The sequence below is a fragment of the Pseudonocardia sp. CA-142604 genome (assembly GCF_050948475.1).
GTDB lineage: Bacteria > Actinomycetota > Actinomycetes > Mycobacteriales > Pseudonocardiaceae > Pseudonocardia > Pseudonocardia alaniniphila.
Genome location: NZ_CP192045.1, coordinates 504,106 through 526,113, shown reverse-complemented (window position 1 = coordinate 526,113; position 22,008 = coordinate 504,106). Strand labels below are relative to the sequence as shown.

Here is a 22,008-nt window from a genome sequence, read left to right as displayed (position 1 = left end):
GGGTGGCTCAGAGGTCGAGCACGAGCATGGGGCAGGCGGCGCGGGAGACCCAGATGAACATCGTGTCGTTCGCGGCCTTCTCCTTGTCGGTGAGCAGGGAGTCGCGGTGGTCGACGTCTCCGGCGAGGACGGCGGTCTCGCCGGTGCACGCAGGAGCAGAGCATGGGGATGCCGGCTCCCTGGACAGTCTCGAGTTTACGAATGTCAGGGTCAACAACGCTATTCGATAATCTTTCAGTGAGAGCTCTCCTCGCCTGCCTCCGCGGTGGACCCTGCCGAGTTTGAGATCCTTTGCCCAATACATGAAATTGGGAAATGATGAGGTTGTCATCGGAGGCCTTCGACGCCTGGGGACGAAACGGAAGTGGCCCGGGTCGGCCAGGCAGGAGTGGAGAGAGGTGCGGCTGGTCTGAACGGTGGCAGCCGCCGTGAGCGCGCGTGCGGCAGATCCTGCAAGCGTCTGAGCTGCAAGTGTCTGGCCCGGACGCGACGCTGCCCGTGACCGCACCGGCCACGACCTACCCCCAGCGACAACTGACGCGATAAACGTTGATCGACCCCAACTGCTACTGACTGCTCGACGATGGTGTCCGCACGGGCTGTTGATGAGGGCGCTTTGTGTTACTCCGCTGTGCCCATCCAGGAGTCAGCGACGATGAAGGACCAACACCCCACGTCCAGCCATAGCTCGGACGCATCCCAGCGTCTCGAGCAGCTTCACCGCGCGCGGGACTGCACGCTTCAACGCGCCACTCAGGATGAAGTGAACCTGCCGGATCGTCGACGCGGCCCGCTGCCGGCACACGTGCGGATGGCAACGCTCGTCACACTCGTGTGGGCGCGCCGTCCCGTGCTCGACGTACGGCCGTCGGTCGCAGTGGCTCCGGCACCGGCGCAACTCGGCGTAGACAGAGACGGGCAGCGACCCGCTGGGGAGCTCCTCGACGCTGCCTCGCGGTCGCTTCTGGCGCGTGCGCCGAGCTGCCACGACCGGGAGCGTGCGAAGTACTCGCACCACGTTTGATCCCATAACGGCGAGCGCGGTACGGCCTCGTCACACGTGGTGGGCCCCGAGGGGATCGAACCCTGAACCCGCGGATTGAAAGAGGATGGCTCGACACCACACAGAGCCTCAGCCAGCAACTACGGCATCGCTTCCCGCCGCACTGACCGCGACGACCTCGGCAGCCAACTCGTTTTCGCGTCATGGCTCGTGTCACGCGCGAGCAGGCGCTTGTCAGCACCCATGGCACGGATCAGCACAAGCATCGCGACCAACAGGCGATCCCTCGCAGCGTCCCTGCCGATCGCGGCGCACATCGCCCCTGCTCGCGCCGCGGACCCACCCCGCTCGCGCTCGTCCTGTAGACGATCGTTTACGGGACGGTCGGCGCAGGTGCCCAACCCACCCTCGGCGGCCTGCCGCGAGCCCGCCAAGTGCGATCATCGGCGCGGTCATGGAAGGCCCACGAAGGGCCTCGACCGCGAGCGAGCGCGAGAGCTCATCGAGCGCGTCGGCGCATAGCACCTTCGAGGTGGTGGGGCGGCTGCTCGTTTGTGGCCCGGCCCCTGCTCATCACGACAACAGCCGTCCAGGTAGCACTTAGAGCACTCCTAGCGCTCCCACCTGGGCAGATGGCCGGAGCTAGCCTCGGGGCCGTGCAGATCCTGGAGTACTCCGGCGAGGAGCTGGAAGACGTCGCCCACGAGCGTTTCATGCCGGTGATCGCCCGGGCGCGTACCAGCTATTGCGGGCGAGTGGCGTTTCACGAGTTGGACGAGGCCCTGGCTCTGACTCAGTGGCGGCATCGGGGGCAGACGTCGGTGGTCCGGACCGACCGGATGGCAGCGAGGGCGTCGGCGGACGACCTGATGCTCTTCAGCGTATATATGGCCGGCCAGGGCCACGTCCGCCAACACGACCGCTTCGTCGAGCTGACGGACGGTACGGGGGTGCTAAACGAGACGCGTAGCTCCTACGAGCGGGTCTCGTCGACCGAGACCCGGAGCCTGACCCTGCGCTTCTCTCGCAACCTGCTCCCGCTCCGTAACGCTGAGATCACCGAGGCCTGTGCACGCAGCATGGACCCCGCAAACCCGGCCATGCAGGTGCTGACCGCCTACCTCGGGCGGCTGTTCGAGGCCGCCGACGGCCTTACGGCGCCGCAGCGGCTGGACGCCGGGCGTGCCGCGGTCGATCTGCTGGCAATGGCGCTGCGGGACGTCATCCCCTCGGTGCCGGGCGGGGACGGCTCCGCGGCCGTGTTGCTCGACATGATGCGGACGCACGTTCGCAAACACCTGGCCGACCCAGAGCTGCGGGTCGAGGAGCTGGCGCGGCGGCACCATGTGTCGGTCCGTCAGGCGTACATCTTGTTCGAACGGATCGGGGCCACCCCCGGTGCGTACCTTCGCGAACAGCGTCTACTCGCGGCACAGACCATGCTGTCCGACCCGAGACACGACCGTCTCGCGATATCGAGCATCGCCGCTGCCGTCGGGTTCCTCGACCTCAGCACGTTCGAACGGGCGTTCCGGCGGCAGTACGGAACGACGCCAGCCAGTTGGCGGCGTGAGCACCGTCGCTCCGGACCAACCCCGTGACCGTGCTGCAGGAAGCTCATGGTTCCGAACAGGAATCGCTGTGCACGCTGAGGGCAATGGGCTGGTCGACCGTCTGCGCGAGGGGCCAGGCAGATGCGAACCGCGTTGGGGGCCGATCACCAAACTCGATTCTTGGAGTTGGTGACACCAAGTCCTCTCGCGGGGATTGCCGACTGGTTGGACGGTGTGTCACACGACTGATCGGCAACGCGCCCGCCCGCGCGGTTTCGGTTTTGGACCGTTCCCGAACCCAGGGTCTCGGCCCGGCGGAGGTCGTTGCCGGTGGGGTCACGCGGCTGCCTTCGTGAGCGGGAGCGTGTCATCCACGCCGACCCAGACCGTTGTCAGGCTCTTGTTGACGGTCCGCCTGCGGCTCGGCGCGGCACCGACCTTACGGATCAGTCCCGCGCGGTGTGCGGCGGCGAAGGCTGCGCCCCAGCGCCATGGTGGTCTGCTCTTCGAGGCCGAAGCGTTCTTTCACGTCGGCAGCCTGGAATCGTTCACCGGTGCGTGCCATCTCCGCGGGTGGAAGATGAAGTCGGGCCGATCTACATGGAAGCGGCTGCAGTTTCCTGGCAGCCATCGCAGACTGGTCAGTTCCGATCGCCCGCCAGCCACGAGACTGCTCCAGCAGCAAGAGCGGGGAACAACAATACCCTATAAACTTCCAAGACTGAGGAACGCTACATCTACAGGGAAGGTCGGTTGATGACTACTCGTTCGGATTCGTATGACTTCGTGAGCGTTGGTGCTGGTACGGCCGGTTATGCTCGCGTCCCGGCTGCCCAAGGACGCCATACCGCCCAGCTCCCGCGCCGTGCTACGACGCCTGGGAACAGGCCGGCACCTCCGTTCCGGTTGGTTTTCCGACGCTTTAAGCAGATGACCAAGAGCGTGAGGGACGCGCTCGACGTCATCCTTGATTTGACGGGCGAGGCTGACCGGCGCCCAGTCCCTGCTCGTCACGACAACAGCCTCCGGGTGGGACTAAGCGTGTTCGCAGCTTCTACCTGGGCGGATGGCCGGAGGGAGCCTTGAGCCGTGCAGATCCTCGAGTACTCCGGTGAGGAGTTGGAAGACCGCGCCCGTGAGATCTTCTTCCCGGTAACTGTCAAGGCGGGACCCGGCTTCCGCGGACGGGCGGCCATTCAGGAGCTGGGCGAGACCCAGACACTCTCTCGGTCGCATATGGGGCGTATTTCCGCGGTCCGAACCGGCCGAATGGCAGCGGAAGCGTCGCCCGACAACCTGCTCCTGTTCTGCATATACATCGACGGCCATGTCCGCGTCCGTCAGCACGACCGCTTCGCCGAGCTTGCGGCCGGTGCCGGAGTACTCACCGAGGCGCGTAGCAGCTACGAGCGGGCCTCGTCGACCGAGACCCAGCGCATCAGTTTGCGATTCTCCCGCGAGCTGCTCCCGCTCCGGTCCGCCGAGATCACCGAGGCGTGTGCGCGCAGCATGGACCCCACAGCCCCGGCCATGCGAATGTTGTCCGGCTACCTCGGTCGACTGTTCAAGATTGCCGACGAGCTCACCATGCGGCAGCGGCTGGACGCCGGGCGTGCCGCGATCGAACTACTCGCCATGGCGCTGAGGGACGTCACCCCCTCGGTACCGGGCAGCGATGGCTCCGCGGCGGTGTTGCTCGACATGATGCTGACGCACGTGCGCGAGCACCTGGCCGACCCGAACTTGCAGGTCGGCGAGCTGGCGCGGCGGCACCATGTGTCGGTCCGTCGCGCGTACACCTTGTTCGAGCAGATCGGGACCACGCCCGGTGCGTACCTCCGCGAACAGCGGCTGCTCGCGGCGCAGATGATGCTGTCCGACCCGAGGTACGCCCTGTTCGGGGTGTCGAGAGTCGCGGCTGCGGTCGGGTTCCGCGACCTCAGTACGTTCGACCGGGCGTTCCGACGGCAGTACGGAACGACGCCGGCCAGTTGGCGGCGTGAGCACCTTCGCCCCGGATTGCTTCTGTGACCGTGCTGCAGAAAACGCATGGTGCCGGTGATGAATCGTTATACCGGCTAAGGGTCCTGGGCTGGTCGACTGTTTGCACAGCCGACGAGAAGACGGGCCGATGCGAACCGAGTCGGGGAACCGATCACCGAGCGCCTCGGCGTTGATCCTCGGCCCGAGGGGGGTGGGGCCGGGCTGCACACGTGGCCCGGCCCCTGCTCGCCGCGGCAGTGGCACCGGGGTACTGCACGAAGGTCGGCGTAGCTGGATTGATCGGGCAATCCGTCAAGGATCCCGGCAATCGTGTGGAGCGCCCACACTTCAGTTGCGTCACGATCGCCCACCGGCCGGACCCGGTCGTACTTACGTGCGACGCGGCTTGCCGGTCCGAGTCGGGCACGCCGCTCATCACGTACCGCTCGCAGGTTTTCCACAGGACGCCACTCGGCTTGAAGCGGCGCAATTCTGTCCGATAATTCCGTTTATGGGACGACGATCGGTATCGTTACCACTCCGGCCGACCTCATCGACACCTACCTCGAATCGCAAAGCCGCAAACCAGGCGTCGGTCATGCCACCGTCATTGAGGTCCGCCGAAGTTCCCGCCCGGTCCGCGCGAGGATCGTCGACGACGAAGCGGTGGTCGACGGCGGGCCTCACGGGTCGAAGGCCGACCGGAGTCGGTCGAGAAGCGAACCGAGTTCCACCTCACCGTCCCGCGTCTGGCCGCCCATCTGCAGGAATGCGGTCATGGCGGCTCGCGCGGCGTCGGTTTGCAGGAGTTCCTCGAACAGCCGGGCCTCCTCGATCAACCCCTCGCGCAGCGTGAGTTCTTCGGCGTTGAGGACCGACCGCTTGGCCCGCACGAGGGCGTCGACGGGATGGCTCGCGATGCTGTGCGCCAGGTTGTCGACGTGCCGGCGGAGCTGGTCCGGCTCGACGGCCGCGTTCAGATATCCCCACCGCTCAGCCGTCTCTGCGTCGAGGTCCTGGGCCCCGAGGATCATCTCCATCGCCCGGCCGCGCCCGATCAGCCGGGGCAGGCGCTGGGTGCCCGAGCCGCCGGGGAGGATGCCGAGTGCGACCTCCATCTGATTGACGACCGTGCGGCCGATAGCGCCGAATCGCATGTCGCAGGAAGCGCTGAACTCGCTTCCCCCACCCCCGACCCGTCCCCCGATCTCGGCAATTGTCACCTTCGGCATGGTGCGCAGCCGTTCGCACATCTGTTGGAACAGGCTGAGCTCGTTCCCCGCAGAGATGGGCTCCTCGCTCGCCGATAGCTCCAGCAGAAGCTCGACGTCGAAATGCGCTATGAAGAACTCGGGGTCGGCGCTTCGGAACACCACCACGCGCACGTCGTCCTGCGTCGACACCGAGGTGCAAAACCGTCGAAGCTCGCGAAAAAGCTCACGGCTCATGACGTTGATCGGCGGCGCGTCGATCGTCACGGTCGCCACCCCGCGGTCCAACACGGTCGTGATCAGGCTCTCGTCGCTCACGGTTCCTCGTCTCGGCGGGATCGTCCGGATCGGCGTTGCTCGGGGTCCGGTGGTGTCTGCCGCCCTCACCTGCCAGCGAGCGTACGTCGTGATTCTGCGCGTGGGTTTCCACCGCGGTGCGCCAGTGGTTGGCACAGTCCGACTGCACGAGGTAGTCCCGGCCGTGGTGCCCGAACAGGCTTCCCAACGCGGACAAGGCGGTGATGGCGATACGGTCCGGTTTCTGATTCATCACGGGTGCACCCCTGCTCGGCGACATCGACAAGAAGCAGGGCTGTCTGCCCCGTCCTCCTGGGGTGGCGGGGTGCTGTCCCCCGCCACCCCAGGAGCGACCGGCACAGCCGTGGAGGCTCGACGTCAAGGGCGGCCGCCTGCCGTCGCCGAAGGCGATCGCGCATCGACCGTTGACGTTGAGTGAGGCCCCGCGAAGCTCAGGGGCCGACCGGCCCCCGTTCGGAGCCGTGTCACGCGCTCGGCTCTCGCTAGAGCCAGGCCAGCAAAGGCACTGGTCACAGCTGGTGGGCCCCCAGGGGATCGAACCCTGAACCCGCGGATTAAAAGAGGATGGCTCAACGCCACACGGGGCCTCAACCAGCAACTATGTCATCGGTCTCTACCTCGACGACCTCCACGACCACTCCAGGCGATTCGAATTCGTGTCATGACTCGTGTCACAGCTAGGCGGGATGCTCGCCGCTGCGGACTCAGCCGCTCGAGTCGGTGCCTCGCTACTCGACCGCCAGACGATCACAGACGCCAGGCGGGGCCGCATAAGAGGTCACAAGAACAAAAGCGCGTTGTGGACGCATCAGAGACCGATGGCTTGCGAAATCGCCTCGGCCGTCTCTCGCACGACTTCTATCAGCTCTTGGCGACGGGCATCGTCGACCCGGAACGCGAGACACGGCGCAGAGACCGCGGCAACGACCGTGCCGTCCGAGGACACGGCAGCGGCCGGCGCCCACACACCCTCGTCGATCTCCTGATTGCTGATCGCCCATCCGCGCTCGGCGTCACGCTCGACCTCGCGCAGGAACCCGTCCCGACCGCTGACCGGGGGCCGCGCACCGGACTGCAGGGCCCGATCGACGTAGCGTTCTCGCTCATCGCGGTTGAGCCCTCCGAGGAGGAGCCGGGCGCTGGCTCCTCGTAGAGGCGGGAGCGGCTGGCCCGGCTCGAAGGAGAGGCGGAACCTGGTGGCCGCATCGACGCTGTGGATGCAGACCGGCTGGCCGTGCACCAGGCGATTCAGCAGGACCGACTCCCCGATTCGGTCTGAGAGCTTGCGCATGTAGGGCTCGGCGATGTCGACGATCGGGGTGGCCCGCCGTGCAGCACGAGCGAGGGCGGTGACGCGCATCGTCAGGTGGTAGCGGCCTCGGGAACGCTCCTCGATCAGGCCCATGTCGCGCAACATCGCCACATAGCGGTGCACGGTGGGCGTCGGGATGTCCAGCGCCTCGGCCAGGTCGCGAACCGAGGCCACCGGCCGCTGCTCGGTGAACGCGAAAAGCAGGTCCAGTGCTCTCCGTGCGCTGTCGGCGCCCGCCCGAGCGGTTGTCACGTCCTTCGCCCCCATTGACGTCCTGTCGGACCCGATCTAGCCTATCCGAATCATCTAGCGATAATGAATCTATCACAGAGTGATAGGAGCGGGGAATGGCTGTCCAGAGTCGGACAGATGAGTCAGCCGGGGGCGCGGCGCTTCCCGCGACCGCGAGGGCGAGCGTCGCCCTTCCAGGTAGCGGCTCGGAGATCCGGCGGCTGCCGATCACGCGGGTTCGCGAGGACGGCGGCTGGCTGCGGGTCACGTCCTCGGGGATCTGCGGCACGGACGTCGGTCTGTACGCCGCGGGAGTCGCCGCCCCGACGATCTTCGGGCATCACGTGGTCGGAGAGATCGCGACCGTGGGCGCGGACGCCGCCCGGCGCTGGGGGGTCGACGCCGGGAGCCGGGTTGTCCTCGAGGAATACCTTCCGTGCGGGACCTGCTCCACCTGCAGAACCGGGCCGTACCGGCTGTGCCCCGAGACCGACATCTGGGGCGGCGGCCGCCGTATCGGCACCATCCCCGTGGCCGAGGCACCGGGTCTCTTCGGAGGCAATGCGGAGTACCTCTGCCTGCCGCCCAATGCGGTGGTCCACCCGCTCCCGGACGGCATGCACGAGGACCTGGCCGCATGGGTGCTCCCCTACGCGAACGCGTTGGACTGGACAACGGACGCCGGGCGCTTGGCCCCGGGCGAGACCGTGGTCGTCCTCGGACCCGGCTACCACGGACTCGCTGTCGTCGCGGCGGCCGTGGCGGGCGGCGCGGGACGAGTCGTCGTCTGCGGGCTCGCGCGGGACGCCGAACGGCTCGCCATGGCGGAGGCCGTCGGCGCCGTCCCGGTTGTGCTCGACGGAGCGAACCTCGCCGACCACGTGCGGGGCGGCACCGTCGACCTCGTCGTCGACGCCGTCGGATCCGACGCCGGCGTTGTCGGGCCGGCGGTCGACCTGCTCGGATACGGTGGGCGACTCGTCCTGACCGCGCCGAAGAAGCCCCTGCAGATCGGCCTGGACACCAGCGCGATGATCCGGCGCAGCCTCACGGTGCGTGCGGTCCGCGGCCGGGCACCGGAAGGGATTACCGCCGCCATCGCATCGCTCGCCGACGGCAGCTCGCATCTGGATCGGGTCCCCACCGTCGAGGTGTCTCTCGACGGTGTCGGCGACATGCTCGCCCGCCTCGCCGCGGGCACAGGACCCGAGTCCCCGCACATCGTCGTCCGTCCTAATGCCTGAGCACCCCACCACAAAGGAGCAATCCCCGTGCTGACCCGCGAGCAGAACGAACGGCTGGTACGCACCAACCGCGGCACCGAAATGGGCACGCTGCTGCGCCGCTACTGGATCCCCGCACTCCTGACCGAGGAAATCCCCGAGCCCGACTGCCCGCCCGTACGCGTGCAGCTGCTCGGAGAACGACTCATCGCCTTCCGCGACACCAAGGGCCGCATCGGAATTCTCGACGAATTCTGCAGCCACCGCACCGCATCACTGTTCTTCGCACGCAACGAGGAATGCGGACTGCGCTGCGGCTACCACGGCTGGAAATACGACGTCGACGGCAACTGCGTCGACATGCCATCCGAACCACCGGAAAGCCGGTTCCGGGAAAAGATCAAACAGACCGCCTACCCCTGCGTCGAACTGGGCGGGGTGATCTGGACATACATGGGCCCGCCCGAGCTCCAGCCCGCCCTGCCTGAGCTGGAGTGGGCGGCCCTGCCCGCGTCCCAGGTCTTCGTCTCCAAGCGCTTGCAGGAGACCAACTTCATGCAGGCTATGGAGGGCGGGATCGACTCCAGCCACGTCTCCTTCGCCCACCGCTTCAACATCGACGACGACCCAATGCACTCCGGGACCGAGGGGCTGGCTTACCTCAAGGCCGACACCCGCCCGAAATTCGAGGTCATCGAGTCCGACGGCGGCCTGCTCATCGGAGCCCGCCGCAATGTCGACGACGAGCAGTACTACTGGCGCATCACCCAATGGATCATGCCCTGGTACACGATCATCCCGCCCTTCGGCACACACAACCCGCTCGGCGCCCACGCCTGGGTACCGATCGACGACGAGAACTGCTGGGCATGGAGCATCAACTACCACCCCACGCGGGAGCTGCGTGAGGACGAGCTCGACTCGATGCGCCGAGGGGACGGCATTCACGCCAAGTACATCCCCGGCACCTACCGCACTCTGGCCAACAAAGAGAACGACTACCTCATCGACCGCGACGCTCAACGCGAGAAGCGCAGCTTCACCGGGGTCGAAGGCATCGCGGCACAGGACTTCTCCCTGCAGGAAAGCATGGGCCCCGTCGTGGACCGCACCAAGGAACGTCTCGGCACCAGCGATGCCGCGATCATCCTCGCCCGCCGCCGCCTGCTCGCCGCCGCCGAGGACGCCGCCGAGAACGCCGAGTCCGTGCCCGGTGACCAGACCGCGCACCACCAGGTGCGATCCGCCTCGATATTGCTGCCCAAGTCCGTTCCCTTCCAGGACGGGGCTCGAGACGCCCTCATCGTCCAACCCGGCGAAGAGTTCGTCTCCATCTGACCCGCGCCCGACCCCGAAAGCAGAAGGGAGCGACGCCGTGGCGACGATCTCGTGGACCCGTCGATCCTACGAAGCCACCGTCCTGCTGATCCCGCTCGACGCCGAAGCCCGCACCTGGATCGACATCCAGGGCGCGACGGCGCTGGAGGGCATCACGGTGGCCGATGCCGGCCTGCTAGCCCGTCAGGGCGCTTTCCGGCCGCAACCGGTACCAGCGACCGGGGAGGGCACCGCGACCAGCAGCCCGATCGACCTCGCCATCGACGACGCCGACGCCGTTGTCGTGCTGTGCCGGGATCTCCCCGCGGTCGACGTGCAAACGGTGATGGCCATCGGCGACGCTGCTCGCGTCGCCGGCACCCTCCTCGGGGCCGTCATCATCACCCCGGATGCCCGATGGTCCGGCCACGCCGCACAACGCGGCGCAACGGCAATCCGGGAAGCGGCTGACAACGTCATCCTCCTCAAGGACTCGGCCCTGGCCCTCGCATTCCTGCACGTGCTGCGCGGCGGAACGCACGACGGCGAGCTCGCCGGAGCGACCCGATGAACGGCACCTACACCGTCGCAGTCACTCAGGTCCGCTGGGAGGCTGAGGGGGTCATATCCATGAGGCTTCGTGGTGCCGCCGGCGAACAGCCGCTGCCCGCGTGGAGCCCCGGAGCGCACATCGACGTCGTGCTGCCCTCCGGACTGGTCCGGCAGTACTCCCTGTGTGGAGATCCCGGCGATCCCGAATACACCATCGCCGTACTCCGCGAACCCAACGGACGCGGCGGTTCGGCCGAGATCCACGACAGCGCGCTCGTCGGGCGGCAGCTACGGATCCAGGGGCCACGGAATCGTTTCGAGCTCGAACCGGCCCCGTCCTACGTCTTCGTCGCCGGCGGCATCGGGATCACCCCGCTGCTCCCGATGATCCGCGAGACCACGGCGCGCGGGCTGCCATGGCAACTGCACTACGGCGGGCGGCGACGCGACACCATGGCGTTCACCACCGAATTGCACGCGCTCGCCGCCCACCCGGGTGCAGAGCTGACCTTGTACTCCGACGACCTCGACGGCCCTCTCCCGCTCCCGGCGATCCTGGATTCGGCCCCGCGCGATGCGGCGTTGTTCGCCTGCGGCCCGGCGGGGATGCTCGCGGCAGTCCGCACCGCTGCTGAGCAACACCGGCCGGGCCTGCAATTCCGCTTCGAGCAGTTCTCCGCCGAACCGTCCGAGGTCGAGAATCCCGCGGAGCCGGCCACCGAAGACGCGCCTTACGAGGTCGAGCTCAGCCGGACCGGAGAGACCGTCATGGTCCAGCCCGGGCAGTCCATCCTCGACGCCGTTCGCCCATTGCGTCCGGAGATTCTTTCCTCCTGCGAGGAAGGTTTCTGTGGCACCTGCGAGACCAAGGTGCTCGAAGGCGTCCCCGTCCACCGCGACACCATCCTGAGCGCAAAAGAACGCGCGAGGAATACCTCGATGATGATCTGCGTCGGCGGCTGCGCATCGGCGCGTCTCGTGCTCGACCTCTGACCAGCCCCAGTCCCTGGAACTCCCACCACTGCGCGGAGCGCTCTCGCGCGCCCGCCACCTCTTCCCACCACGGAGGCTCAGCGATGAGCACACCTACCGTCGGCCGCGACCTTGCCCTGTCGCCCTATCGCTGGGCGGTTCTGTTCGCATGCTGGATGTCGTTCACCTTGACCTCGGTCGATCGGTCAACCTGGGGGCCTGCGTCGGTGTTCGTCGGCGACAGCCTGGCGGTGCCCGTCGCCAGCCTGGGCGCCTTCGCCACGGCGTACTACGTCGGCTACGTGATCTCCAACGCGCTCGGAGGGATCGGCACCGACCGGTTCGGAGGGCGGTGGATGCTGTCGGTCTCGCTGTTCGGGGCCGGCGCATTGATGATGCTGTTCGGGTCCACCACCTCTGCGACGCTCGGCATCGCGGTGCAAGCTCTTGTCGGCCTGTTCGCCGGAGCCGACTATTCCGCCGGAGTCCGACTCGTTGCTAGTTGGTTCCCGTCGTCCAAACTGGGCCTCCCTCTGGGCATCTTCACCACTGCCACCTCACTGGGGACGGCCATCGCAAACGCCGTGGTCCCCGCATTGATTGCGTGGCATGGCTGGGGGACCTCATACCACATTTTCGGCGCCATTTCGATGGCTCTCGCGGTCGCCCTGTTCTTCTTACTCCGCCCAGGACCGATGCTCGACCCAGCCGAGGCCGCACCTCAACGGGAAAGCTTCTCGACCGGCCTCAGGTCGCTCGCCCGCAACCGCAACCTCGTCCTGACCTGTATCGCAGGATTCGGCGGCTTCTGGGGCCTCTATGGTTTCATCACCTGGGCCAATGCTCTCATGATCAAGGGCCATGCAATCTCGCCCGCGACAGCGGGCGCCGTCGTCGCCATCTTCGCCATCACCGCAGTAGCCATCAAGCCCGTGATCGGCTATGTCAGTGACCGATTCTTCGGCGGGGCCCGTCGAACGCCCTCAGTCCTTCTCCTCGCGCTGTTCACCATCACCCTGGTCGCGTTCGGAAACCTCAGCACCGCAACCAGCTTCCTCTGGCTCGCTCCCCTACTGGGCGCCGCCGCCTACGGCTGGACCCCACTGCTGGTCGCTCTCGTGCCACGGCTAGTTCCCGGCGCCATCACCGGCTCAGCATCAGGCTTCGCGAACGCAATCTGGCAGCTCGGCAGCGTCATCGTGCCCCTCGCCGTCGGCGCGTCCTACTCCGCCACCGGATCATTCGCGGCGGGCTTCCTCACCCTGGCCGCCGGACCCGCCCTCGGCACTCTGGTCATGCTGACCGTCAGAGAACGCACGACATCGGAAGCGCCAGCCTCCCTCACCCTCACAACTGCTAGCCAAAACCCGCCCGCTTAAGCACACACTACGAAGGCAGCAGGCAGGCTGGCCGCCGAGCAGGCTGCCGATCGCCGGCGGCGAGCATTGACCTGCTGCCTCTGTTGGACGTTGACGGCGGAGTCCGCAGCCAGCGCGGCGATCAATCCGTCTACACTGGACGCTTTAAAGCACGTCCGGCCGGGCTGGCCGTCGCCCGCACCTCCACGGCGGAAGCGCGTCACCAACGCCGCTTTCGCAACAGGGGTGACCTGCCCGGTAACAGACCGTAACGCTGCCTGTGGGACTGTCGACTTCCACTTCGGCACCCACTGAGAGGCAGGCAGGGGTTGGAGCGGTCCGGACGGTTTGTCGGCGTTGGCATCGACACCTACGAGATCCTTCCGAAGCTTGAGCACGCCGTCGCGGAGGTCACGACTGTGGCCGAGCACCTGCGTCCGGCCTTCGTGGGGGACCCCCTGGTTGATCCGGACCGCGCAGAGGTCGACGTGTACCTGAGGGCGGTCAGGGGGTCGGCGGCGGCGGCCCCGCTGCTCTTACTGTGGTGTGGGCACGGAGTGCAGTCCGGGGCGAAGCTGTGGCTGCAGACGCGCGATGAGGACGGTGAAGTCAGCGTCGTCGAAGTGATCAAGCGGTGTGTCCGTTCGGGCGCGAATCAGCTCTTGTTCGTTCTCGACACCTGTTTCGCCGGCGGTGGGATTCCGGACGCTGCGGAAGTGGCCGCGGCCCTGCTGGAGGAGATACCTCCGAATGCGGAGCACGTGTGGTTCGGGGTGCTCGTCTCCTGCGCCGCCCGGGATCCGGAGGGGGCAAAGGACGGGGCGTTCGGCGCGGTACTGATGCGGCTGCTGGAGCGCGGGCCGCGGTCTCCGGACATGCAGCGGCGCTGGTCGCGGCACGACCGGATGATCCGGGGCGAGGACCTTGGTCAGGCGCTGCTGGAGGAGTGGACCGAGGAAGACCAGCGCCCGGATTTCCTGCGCAGGGGCAGCGCCTGGTACATGCTTCCCAACCCGCTCTGGGACGAAGGCGCCCCCGAGGTGGTCGTTGAGCACCTGCTGCTCGCCGCACGCGGCGGGACGGACGCTGACGATCGATCCTGGTTCATGGGGCGCCAGGCCGAGGTCGACGACGTGGTGTCGTGGGCAACGGCGGCCGAGCCCGGGATACGGGTGGTCACCGGCTCGGCGGGAACCGGCAAGTCGGCGATCGTCGGGCGGGTGGTGTCCCTGTCGACCCCCAATGAGCGTCGGCGGCTGTTGGACGGAGGGCCGCTGCCGCACTGCGACCCAGGCGTCCGCTCGATATCCGCGCATGTGCATGCACGGGGCCTGACAGCGGACCGGGCCGCAGAGCTGCTCGACGGGCAACTTGTGCGGGCCGGGATGCTGCGCGCGCACGAGCACGGCCGGCGCAAGGCCGCAGAGCTTATCGGGGCGCTGCAGCGCGTCGCAGACGACCGCGGCCAGCCGCCGGTGCTGGTGGTCGACGGCCTGGACGAGGCGCGCGCGGAGGCGTTCGCGATCGCTGACGACCTTCTCGTGCGGCTGGCGCCCTACGCCTCAGTCGTGGTATCCACCCGGAAAGTACGGCAGGACGATCCGCCGCGAGCACTCGTCGAGGAGCTGCGGCCCCGGGCAGTGCTCGATCTCGACGACACCGCATCGCGGGAGTCGGGCCGGGCAGCGCTCCAGGACTACGTGGTGGCACGGCTCACCGGAGTCGACGAGGCCATGGATCCATCGATCATCGCCGAACATATGGTGGCCGGTGAGTCGTCGCCGGTCGACCAGCGGCCGTTTCTGCTCGCCCGGCTGGTGACCGATCAGCTCCGCGCGGCGCCGATCGACACGTCGATGGCGCACTGGGCCCGCCATCTGGCGGTCTCGATCGAGACGGCGTTCGACGTCGACCTTGCACGGGTGAGACCACCCGGATTCGGGCAACCCCGTGACCCGGCGACACCGGACCTGAGTCGCCAGATGCTGATCGCGCTGACGTGGGCGTTCGGTGGCGGCTTCCCAGAGGAGGAATGGCTGGCAGTCGCCAGCCAGCTGGCCGGGCACGCGCTGGGCCGTGAGCATGTGAGTTGGGTGCTCGACGAGCTGGGCCGCTACGTCGTGCAGGACGGTGAGGGCGGGGTGGCGGTCTATCGGGTGGCGCACCAGAGCCTCGCCGACCATCTGCGGCTGCCCTACCGACGCACTGGCGAACGCCCGTTCGATCACGGAGCCGAGGCGGTGTGGGAGGCACTGGCAACGCGATACCGCACCCTGCTCAGCGTGGGGTTTCCGGCCACCGCCCCCAGCTACCTCTGGCGGTATGCGTACAGACACGCCACCGCAGCGGGGCTACCGGCCTTAGATCGCCTACGCGAGCTCGTGGACGTCGCCGACGAGCTACGGCCTGACCTCGCCTACGCCGCGCTGGGAGTAGCAGACTTAGCGGCGGCCTGGGGCCGCAGTTCCGACGCGGTGCCCCCCACCGAGGAAGCCGTCAACATCTACCGCGACCTCGCCGCCGACAACCCCGCCTTCCTCCCCAACCTCGCCGGCGCCCTGAGCAACCTCGGCGGTCGCTACAGCGAAGTAGGCCGTCGCGCCGACGCCCTGCCCCCCATCAAGGAAGCCGTCGACATCGACCGCAGCCTCGCCGCGGGCAACACCGCCTTCCTGCCCGACCTCGCCGCCGCCCTAACTAACCTCGGCAGCCGCTACGGCGAAGTAGGCCGCTGGGCCGACGCGCTGCCCCCTACCGAGGAAGCCGTCGACATCGACCGCAGCCTCGCCGCCGAGAACCCCGCCTTCCTTCCCAACCTCGCCGCCGCCCTGAGCAACCTCGGCATCCGCTACAGCGAAGTAGGCCGTCGCGCCGACGCCCTGCCCCCCACCGAGGAAGCCGTCAACATCTACCGCGACCTCGCCGCCGACAACCCCGCCTCCCTCCCCAACCTCGCCGCCGCCCTAACTAACCTCGGCGGCTGCTACGGCGAAGTAGGCCGCTGGGCCGACGCGCTGCCCCCCACCGAGGAAGCCGTCAACATCTACCGCGACCTCGCCGCCGATAACCCCGCCTCCCTTCCCAACCTCGCCGCCGCCCTGAGCAACCTCGGCGGCTGCTACGGCGAAGTAGGCCGTCGCGCCGACGCCCTGCCCCCGATCGAGGAAGCCGTCAACATCTACCGCGACCTCGCCGCGGGCAACCCCGCCTTCCTGCCCAACCTCGCCACCGCCCTGAACAACCTCGGCGGCCGCTACAGCGAAGTAGGCCGCTGGGCCGACGCCCTGCCCGCCACTGAGGAGGCCGTCAACCTCTACCGCAGCCTCGCCGCGAGCAACCCGGCCTTCCTCGCCGACCTAGCCGGCGCACTAACTAACCTCGGCGGCCGCTACAGCGAAGTAGGCCGTCGCGCCGACGCCCTGCCCCCCACCGAGGAAGCCGTCGACATCGACCGCAGCCTCGCGGCCGACAACCCGGCCTTCCTCCCCAACCTTGCCGCCGCCCTCAACAACCTCGGCATCCGCTACAGCGAAGTAGGCCGTCGCGCCGACGCGCTGCCCCCCACCGAGGAAGCCGTCCAGCTCCGCCGCGGCCTCGCTGCGGACAACCCGGCCTTCCTGCCCAACCTCGCCGGCGCCCTGAACAACCTCGGCGGCTGCTACGGCGAAGTAGGCCGCTGGGCCGACGCGCTGCCCCCCACCGAGGAAGCCGTCAACATCTACCGCGACCTCGCCGCCGACAACCCCGCCTTCCTCCCCAACCTCGCCGGCGCCCTGAGCAACCTCGGCGGCCGCTACAGCGAAGTAGGCCGTCGCGCCGACGCGCAGCCCCCCACCGAGGAAGCCGTCAACATCTACCGCGACCTCGCCGCCGACAACCCCGCCTTCCTTCCCAACCTCGCCGGCGCCCTAACTAACCTCGGCGGCTGCTACGGCGAAGTAGGCCGCTGGGCCGACGCGCAGCCCCCCACCGAGGAAGCCGTCAACATCTACCGCGACCTCGCCGCCGACAACCCCGCCTTCCTGCCCAACCTCGCCGCCGCCCTGAACACCCTGGCTCGCCTTTGCGCAGAGGCCCGCGATCCCGATCGGGCCGACAGGGCTTGGGAGGGGGTTCTGGCCGATCATGGGATGGAAGGCCAGGCCGTACTTCTGTACTTCCGGGCGACGTTCGTCAGACAAGGCGACCTGCGTTCCGTGGCTTGGCTCGTTGAAAGCTGCCACACCACCGACCGAGGACTCCTCGCCGCTGTCCGCGGCGAGGCCCGACGTCACCGAGCGGGGAACCCGCCAGCCTGGGACGAAGTCTGGTCTGAGGCCACCGGGAAGACCCCGCCCGGCTGGCTCAGCATCGACCCTGTACTCCTCGCAGCCGCCGAGGGGTGGGTGGGCACCGCGACCTACCACGACGAGCAGGACCACCTGGCCGCGCACTCGGAACTGCTCGACCCCGTCGCTGAGGCAGCGGTGGAGGAGGCGCTTCTGCCGGTCGCGCAACTCGAAGCCGACCGCTACCGACAGCTCATTGCCGAAGCCCGTATACATGGCGTAGACGCCGCGTACCGACCGCTGTTCCTGGCGCTCCTCGGCCGTCGGTTCGTCGCAGCACCCGTCGCCGAGCAGCGAGCCCTGCTCAACGACCGCCGCGCAGACCTGCTCGAGGACGATGTCCGCGACTACGTCGCCGACCACTCATCCGGGGACCAAACCGGCGCGACAAGTCGGGCCGTCGCCCTGCTCGATCTCGCCCGCGCGGGCGATTCGGCACTGCAGGCCGCGTTCGATGCCCTCGAGGACCCGGACCGCTTCACCCCACTGCTCAACGAAATCGCCCACGACCGCCCAGCAGTCCTCGAGCCACTGGCCGCGCTCGCCCTCTCTGTAGCCAGCACCTCGACCGCGGGCGCCACAGCCGCGATCTACCTCGGTGTCGCCGCAGCCCTCGCCAGCGACACCGACCGCGCTACGGCCGCTGTACGACAGGCCCGCGAGTGGAATCCGGACAGCACCCAAGCCTGGATCACAACCTTGGCCAGCCTCGGAGCGACACACGCGGCCGTTCTTCCCCTCATCCCCGTTTTACTGGAGGCGCCAAGCGATGGCGAGCACTGACCTGGTCGTCGTTCTACCCGGCATTATGGGCAGCACCCTGAAAGACGAGAACGGCCACCTGGTGTGGGCGCCGTCGGCCGGCGCGGCGCTGCGCGCCATCCGCACCCTGGGCCGCAATCTGAAGGCACTGCAGCTTCCGAGCGGAATCGGAGACGGACATCCCAGGGACGGCGTCGAGCCCGTCGCGCTCATGCCCGACCTGCACGCCATCCCTGGCATCTGGACCCCGCTCACCGGCTACGACGCGCTCGTCCGCCGCTTGGAGAAGCTTGCCACGGCAGGCAAGATCGGCAACGTGCTGCCCGTCGCTTACGACTGGCGGCTCTCCAACAGGTACAACGCCGACCGACTGGCCACGATCGTCGAGCCCGCGCTCCAGCAATGGCGCGAGAGCAGCCCGCAACGGGCCGAAGCTCAGTTGGTGTTCGTCTGCCACTCAATGGGCGGCCTGGTCGCCCGCTGGTACGTCGAGAAGCGCGGCGGCGCCGGCCACACCCGTAAGATCATCACCCTCGGTACGCCGTACCGCGGAGCGGCCAAAGCCGTGGAGCAACTCGTCAACGGTGTCCGCAGAGGCATCGGGCCGCTGTCGGTGGACTTACACGAGTTCGCCCGCAGTCTGCCGTCACTACACCAGCTCCTCCCGGACTACGCCTGCATCGACCACAGCGGGGCGCTCCACCGCCTGGACGAAATCGCCGTGCCCGAGCTGGATACCGCTATGCGCGACGACGCGCTAGCGTTTCACGCCGAACTCGCCGCCGCCGAACGCGCCCGACCGGCCAGCCTCGCCATGACACACGCCATCGTCGGTATCGAGCAACCAACCTGGACCTCCCTGAAGGTCGACGGCGCCCGCGTGGAACCGCTCGACACCATCGCCAGCGACGACGACCGTGGCGACGGAACCGTCCCGCTCACCGGCGCGCTCGGCCACGAGCTCCCAATGGACACCAACGTCATCCACCGCATCGTTGAGCAGCACGGCCACCTCCAGGCCCACCGCGGCGCCCTGGACGCGGTAGCAGCGGTACTTGGCGCGATGCCCGAGCGCCGACGGGGAGATGACAACGTGGCGCTACGCGTCAGCGCTCCGGACTACCTGCTGGCCGGCGAACCACTGCAGGTTCGCGTCGACATCGAACGACAACAGCAGCACGGGCTGCGGATCGAGGTGCTCCCTGAGCGCCCGCCAGGCGCACAGCAGACAGCGGTGGCGGTCCGCACCCCGCCCGTCCGCGACGGCCACATTGAAACCGCCTTCGCTGACCTCGGGCCCGGGGCGTATGAAGTCCGAGTGACCGGAGTGGCGCCGGGCTCCCCTGTCACCGCCGTAACCGCTACCACGCTGGTGTGGACGCACGACGAGTAAGACACGGGGCCGCGGCAGCCATTGGGCTCGGTCCCGGCTGACCGCTGGCCGCTGGCCACTTGCCGTTGGTGGGTCCCGGCGACGGACAGCTCACATGTCGGCATGGTGAAGGGGGCCGGTTGGATGTAGTTAACACGAGTGGCTTGAGCTGGTCTGTCCGTCGGTCAGGCGGGCGTAGCCAGGCCGCGCCGGTGTCGGGGGTGCAAGGCACGCTCTTCGCCTTGCGGCCCTGGCGGCGGTGGGGCATCCCTCGTGGCGTCTGAGTGGCGGACAGACCAGCGACCCCCGGACCCGCCCACCCCATCGCAACGTTCGAGATCCTCGGGCCTGTCCGGAGTGATGGCCGGGTCCGGGCGGAGCCCGGGTGTCTTTGGTTCTTCTAGCGCTCCTTGTTGTCGTCCTTCCGGCCGCGCGCTCCTGATGATCAGGGCTGGTCAGAGGCACGTGGTGTGCCTCGTGACGCAAGCGGTCGGCGACGCCCGTTGCGCCTAACGGGTGACGTCGCTGAGTGACCGCAACGTGGCGTGCGCAGGAGCGATTATGTGGGCAGGGCTGTGCACAACTACGGTTGTGCCCGCCGTTCGCGGGGAGGGGGAACCATGAGCGCCAAGTACACCGCTAGCACGATCGCAAAATGGTTCGTTGCCTGGGCCAACGCTGAGGAAGCGGACCTGTCGAACCTGAAGTTGCAGAAGCTCCTTTACTACGCCCAGGGCCACCACGTCGCCAAGACTGGCGCACCCCTCTTCAGCGACACGATCAGAGCCTGGTCGCACGGCCCCGTCGTCCCCGCCGTCTACCACGTCTACAAGCAGTACGGGTCAGCTGACATCCCCGATGATGAGACGTTCGACTGGGGCGACGTCGACGAGACGACCACTCAGTTCCTGATCCAGGTGTGGGACACCTACGGCGGCTACGGGGCATGGAAGCTCCGGAACATGACCCACGACGAGTCACCGTGGCAGCGGAACTTCCACGATGACGGCTACAACCTGGAGATTCCGCTCACCGACCTCGAGCAGCACTTCGCCAGCGTCGCCTGACGTTGGGGAAGAGCAAGGCCAGCGGGAAGCAGCCGGAGCGTAAGCATGCGGGTCTCCTCGCGGCGCCGCCACTGCTGGTCAACTATGACCTCCAAACCCCGAAGTTCTGCCTTCGACACCTTCAACCGGGGTTCGACATCGCGGAACTCGACGCGGCGGGCAAAGCATCGTTCGCGGAGGCGCTGTTCAAGCGTGCCCGGATGAACTGGAGCGAGATCACGACCGCGCCGAAGCACGGCCTGGGGTCCGAGTTCATCCCGGCCGGGCGGATCAAGCCGTCGATCCCGGAGGCGTTCCAAGACGCTGACCGGTTCCTGGTGCTCCGCTACGACGGCAAGCTCCCCATGGCCGGCATCCGGGCACTGGATGTCCTCCACATCCTGTGGATCGAGCGGACCTTCAACACGCTCTATGACCACGGCAGCTGAGTTCCGCATCCTTGGCGCGACCATCGGTGACTCGCGTGCACGGCGCTTGGCTACAGGTCGTCGACTCGTAGATCGTGTCGCACCCGCCGGAATGTGGCTGGATGCCGCCACACAGGCCGACCCCGCACCACGTCCACTGCTGCGTCGACGGCGAGCTCCACAACGAGGCTCGGTTCCACCCGCGTGTATTCGACGGGAGCGGCGTCTCCGAACCTCGCCGGCGGCAGAACCGCGGGCCACGGATGTTGCTGCCCGGCAGGGCGCAGGAGGGCACCCAGGGCCGGTCTGGTGTCGCGTGGGAGTGGCCCGGTGCGCCCGACCACCCGCAGAAGTCCGGTCTTGTCGTAGCGGCCGAGGACCAGAGACACCGGGGTGGCGACCGACCCCAGCACGCCGCCAACTACGGCCTCTGCGCTGATTCTGGTCTTGATCTTCCGCCAGGCCCGCCGGGCCGGTAGGTAGCTGTGGTCGAGGCGTTTCGCGACGACGCCCTCGATTCCGGCGTCGAGGTGCCCTGTGAGCCATACCTGGGCGGCGTCGCCGTCGGTGGTCATGGGGACGACCGCGAGCGGCGGTGCTGCGTCGTCGAGGAGTTGCAGGAGCAGGGCCCGGCGGATCCGGTACGGGTGGCTGCGTAGGTCAGTACCTCCTGCGGCGAGCACGTCGAACACGACAAACGTGGCGGGTGCTTCGGGGGCAGCGCGCCGTCCGGCGGTGAGGCGGCGCTGCAGGGCCATGAAGTCCAGCCGACCGGCCCGGCAGATGACGAGTTCGCCGTCGAGCACGACGTGGCCGGCGAACTGGTCGGCGATCGCGTCGACGATCTCGGGGAAGTAGCGAGTCAGGGGCCGGTGCTGGCGGGAGTGGAGTCGCACGCGCCGCCGGTCGGCGGTGGCGATGGCCCGGAACCCGTCGAACTTCGGCTCGAACGCCCACGGCCCTGCGGCGGGCAGTTCCGGCGCTGGTCTCGCGACCATCGGCTGAACGGGAGGGCGGAGCACCTGGGGACGGTAAGCCG

15 protein-coding genes are annotated in these 22,008 nt (G+C 68.0%); 11 read left to right on the top strand and 4 right to left on the bottom strand.

Annotated elements, in window-relative coordinates; translation table 11 throughout:
- Positions 1-7 precede the first annotated feature (7 nt).
- Positions 8-214 carry a hypothetical protein gene (locus ACQPZQ_RS02495; RefSeq protein WP_433291597.1) on the bottom strand — a complete coding sequence of 69 codons (207 nt, stop codon included), beginning with the start codon at positions 212-214 and terminating at the stop codon, positions 8-10.
- A 1,445-nt stretch (positions 215-1,659) separates the two neighbouring features.
- Between ACQPZQ_RS02495 and ACQPZQ_RS02490 the strand changes: the two genes are divergently transcribed.
- Together ACQPZQ_RS02490 and ACQPZQ_RS02485 are read left to right on the top strand one after the other, a co-directional pair.
- A complete protein-coding gene (locus tag ACQPZQ_RS02490) occupies positions 1,660-2,604 on the top strand; it encodes a helix-turn-helix domain-containing protein (RefSeq protein WP_433291595.1) in 945 nt (314 codons plus the stop codon).
- 1,041 nt (positions 2,605-3,645) lie between these two features.
- Positions 3,646-4,587 (top strand): helix-turn-helix domain-containing protein, encoded by a 942-nt coding sequence (locus ACQPZQ_RS02485; RefSeq protein WP_433291593.1) that lies wholly within the window; start codon positions 3,646-3,648, stop codon positions 4,585-4,587.
- Positions 4,588-5,222: 635 nt separating this feature from the next.
- Here the strand turns inward: ACQPZQ_RS02485 and ACQPZQ_RS02480 are convergent.
- Positions 5,223-6,068 (bottom strand): enoyl-CoA hydratase/isomerase family protein, encoded by an 846-nt coding sequence (locus ACQPZQ_RS02480; protein WP_433291590.1) that lies wholly within the window; start codon positions 6,066-6,068, stop codon positions 5,223-5,225.
- 808 nt (positions 6,069-6,876) lie between these two features.
- A complete protein-coding gene (locus ACQPZQ_RS02475) occupies positions 6,877-7,632 on the bottom strand; it encodes an IclR family transcriptional regulator (protein ID WP_433291587.1) in 756 nt (251 codons plus the stop codon).
- Positions 7,633-7,727: 95 nt separating this feature from the next.
- Between ACQPZQ_RS02475 and ACQPZQ_RS02470 the strand changes: the two genes are divergently transcribed.
- The 9 genes from ACQPZQ_RS02470 to ACQPZQ_RS02430 all read left to right on the top strand — a co-directional run bounded on the left by ACQPZQ_RS02470 (position 7,728) and on the right by ACQPZQ_RS02430 (position 20,990).
- A complete protein-coding gene (locus ACQPZQ_RS02470; protein WP_433291584.1) occupies positions 7,728-8,855 on the top strand; it encodes an alcohol dehydrogenase catalytic domain-containing protein in 1,128 nt (375 codons plus the stop codon).
- A gap of 27 nt (positions 8,856-8,882) precedes the next feature.
- Positions 8,883-10,172, top strand: coding sequence for a Rieske 2Fe-2S domain-containing protein (locus ACQPZQ_RS02465; RefSeq protein ID WP_433291581.1), 1,290 nt, complete (start codon positions 8,883-8,885; stop codon positions 10,170-10,172).
- A gap of 37 nt (positions 10,173-10,209) precedes the next feature.
- The gene (locus ACQPZQ_RS02460; RefSeq protein WP_433291579.1) at positions 10,210-10,722 is read left to right on the top strand and encodes a hypothetical protein; all 513 of its coding nucleotides are present in this window, start codon (positions 10,210-10,212) and stop codon (positions 10,720-10,722) included.
- Positions 10,723-10,781: 59 nt separating this feature from the next.
- Positions 10,782-11,696: a PDR/VanB family oxidoreductase gene (locus tag ACQPZQ_RS02455; protein WP_433291576.1), complete on the top strand. Its 915-nt coding sequence runs from the start codon at positions 10,782-10,784 to the stop codon at positions 11,694-11,696.
- A gap of 83 nt (positions 11,697-11,779) precedes the next feature.
- On the top strand, positions 11,780-13,054 hold the full coding sequence (locus tag ACQPZQ_RS02450) for an MFS transporter (protein WP_433291573.1): 1,275 nt from the start codon (positions 11,780-11,782) through the stop codon (positions 13,052-13,054).
- Between the two features lie 398 nt (positions 13,055-13,452).
- Positions 13,453-18,144, top strand: a complete 4,692-nt coding sequence (locus ACQPZQ_RS02445; RefSeq protein ID WP_433291571.1) for a tetratricopeptide repeat protein — start codon at positions 13,453-13,455, stop codon at positions 18,142-18,144.
- On the top strand, positions 18,131-19,516 hold the full coding sequence (locus tag ACQPZQ_RS02440; protein WP_433291568.1) for an esterase/lipase family protein: 1,386 nt from the start codon (positions 18,131-18,133) through the stop codon (positions 19,514-19,516). The genes ACQPZQ_RS02445 and ACQPZQ_RS02440 overlap by 14 nt, the downstream gene beginning before the upstream one ends.
- Positions 19,517-20,115: 599 nt before the next feature.
- The gene (locus ACQPZQ_RS02435; RefSeq protein ID WP_433291566.1) at positions 20,116-20,562 is read left to right on the top strand and encodes a Panacea domain-containing protein; all 447 of its coding nucleotides are present in this window, start codon (positions 20,116-20,118) and stop codon (positions 20,560-20,562) included.
- Positions 20,563-20,564: 2 nt separating this feature from the next.
- Entirely contained in the window at positions 20,565-20,990 is a 426-nt protein-coding gene (locus ACQPZQ_RS02430; protein WP_433291564.1) for a hypothetical protein, read from the top strand.
- A gap of 50 nt (positions 20,991-21,040) precedes the next feature.
- Here ACQPZQ_RS02430 and ACQPZQ_RS02425 read toward each other — a convergent pair whose 3' ends face one another.
- Entirely contained in the window at positions 21,041-21,967 is a 927-nt protein-coding gene (locus ACQPZQ_RS02425; RefSeq protein ID WP_433291562.1) for a hypothetical protein, read from the bottom strand.
- Between the last annotated feature and the right edge of the window lie 41 nt (positions 21,968-22,008).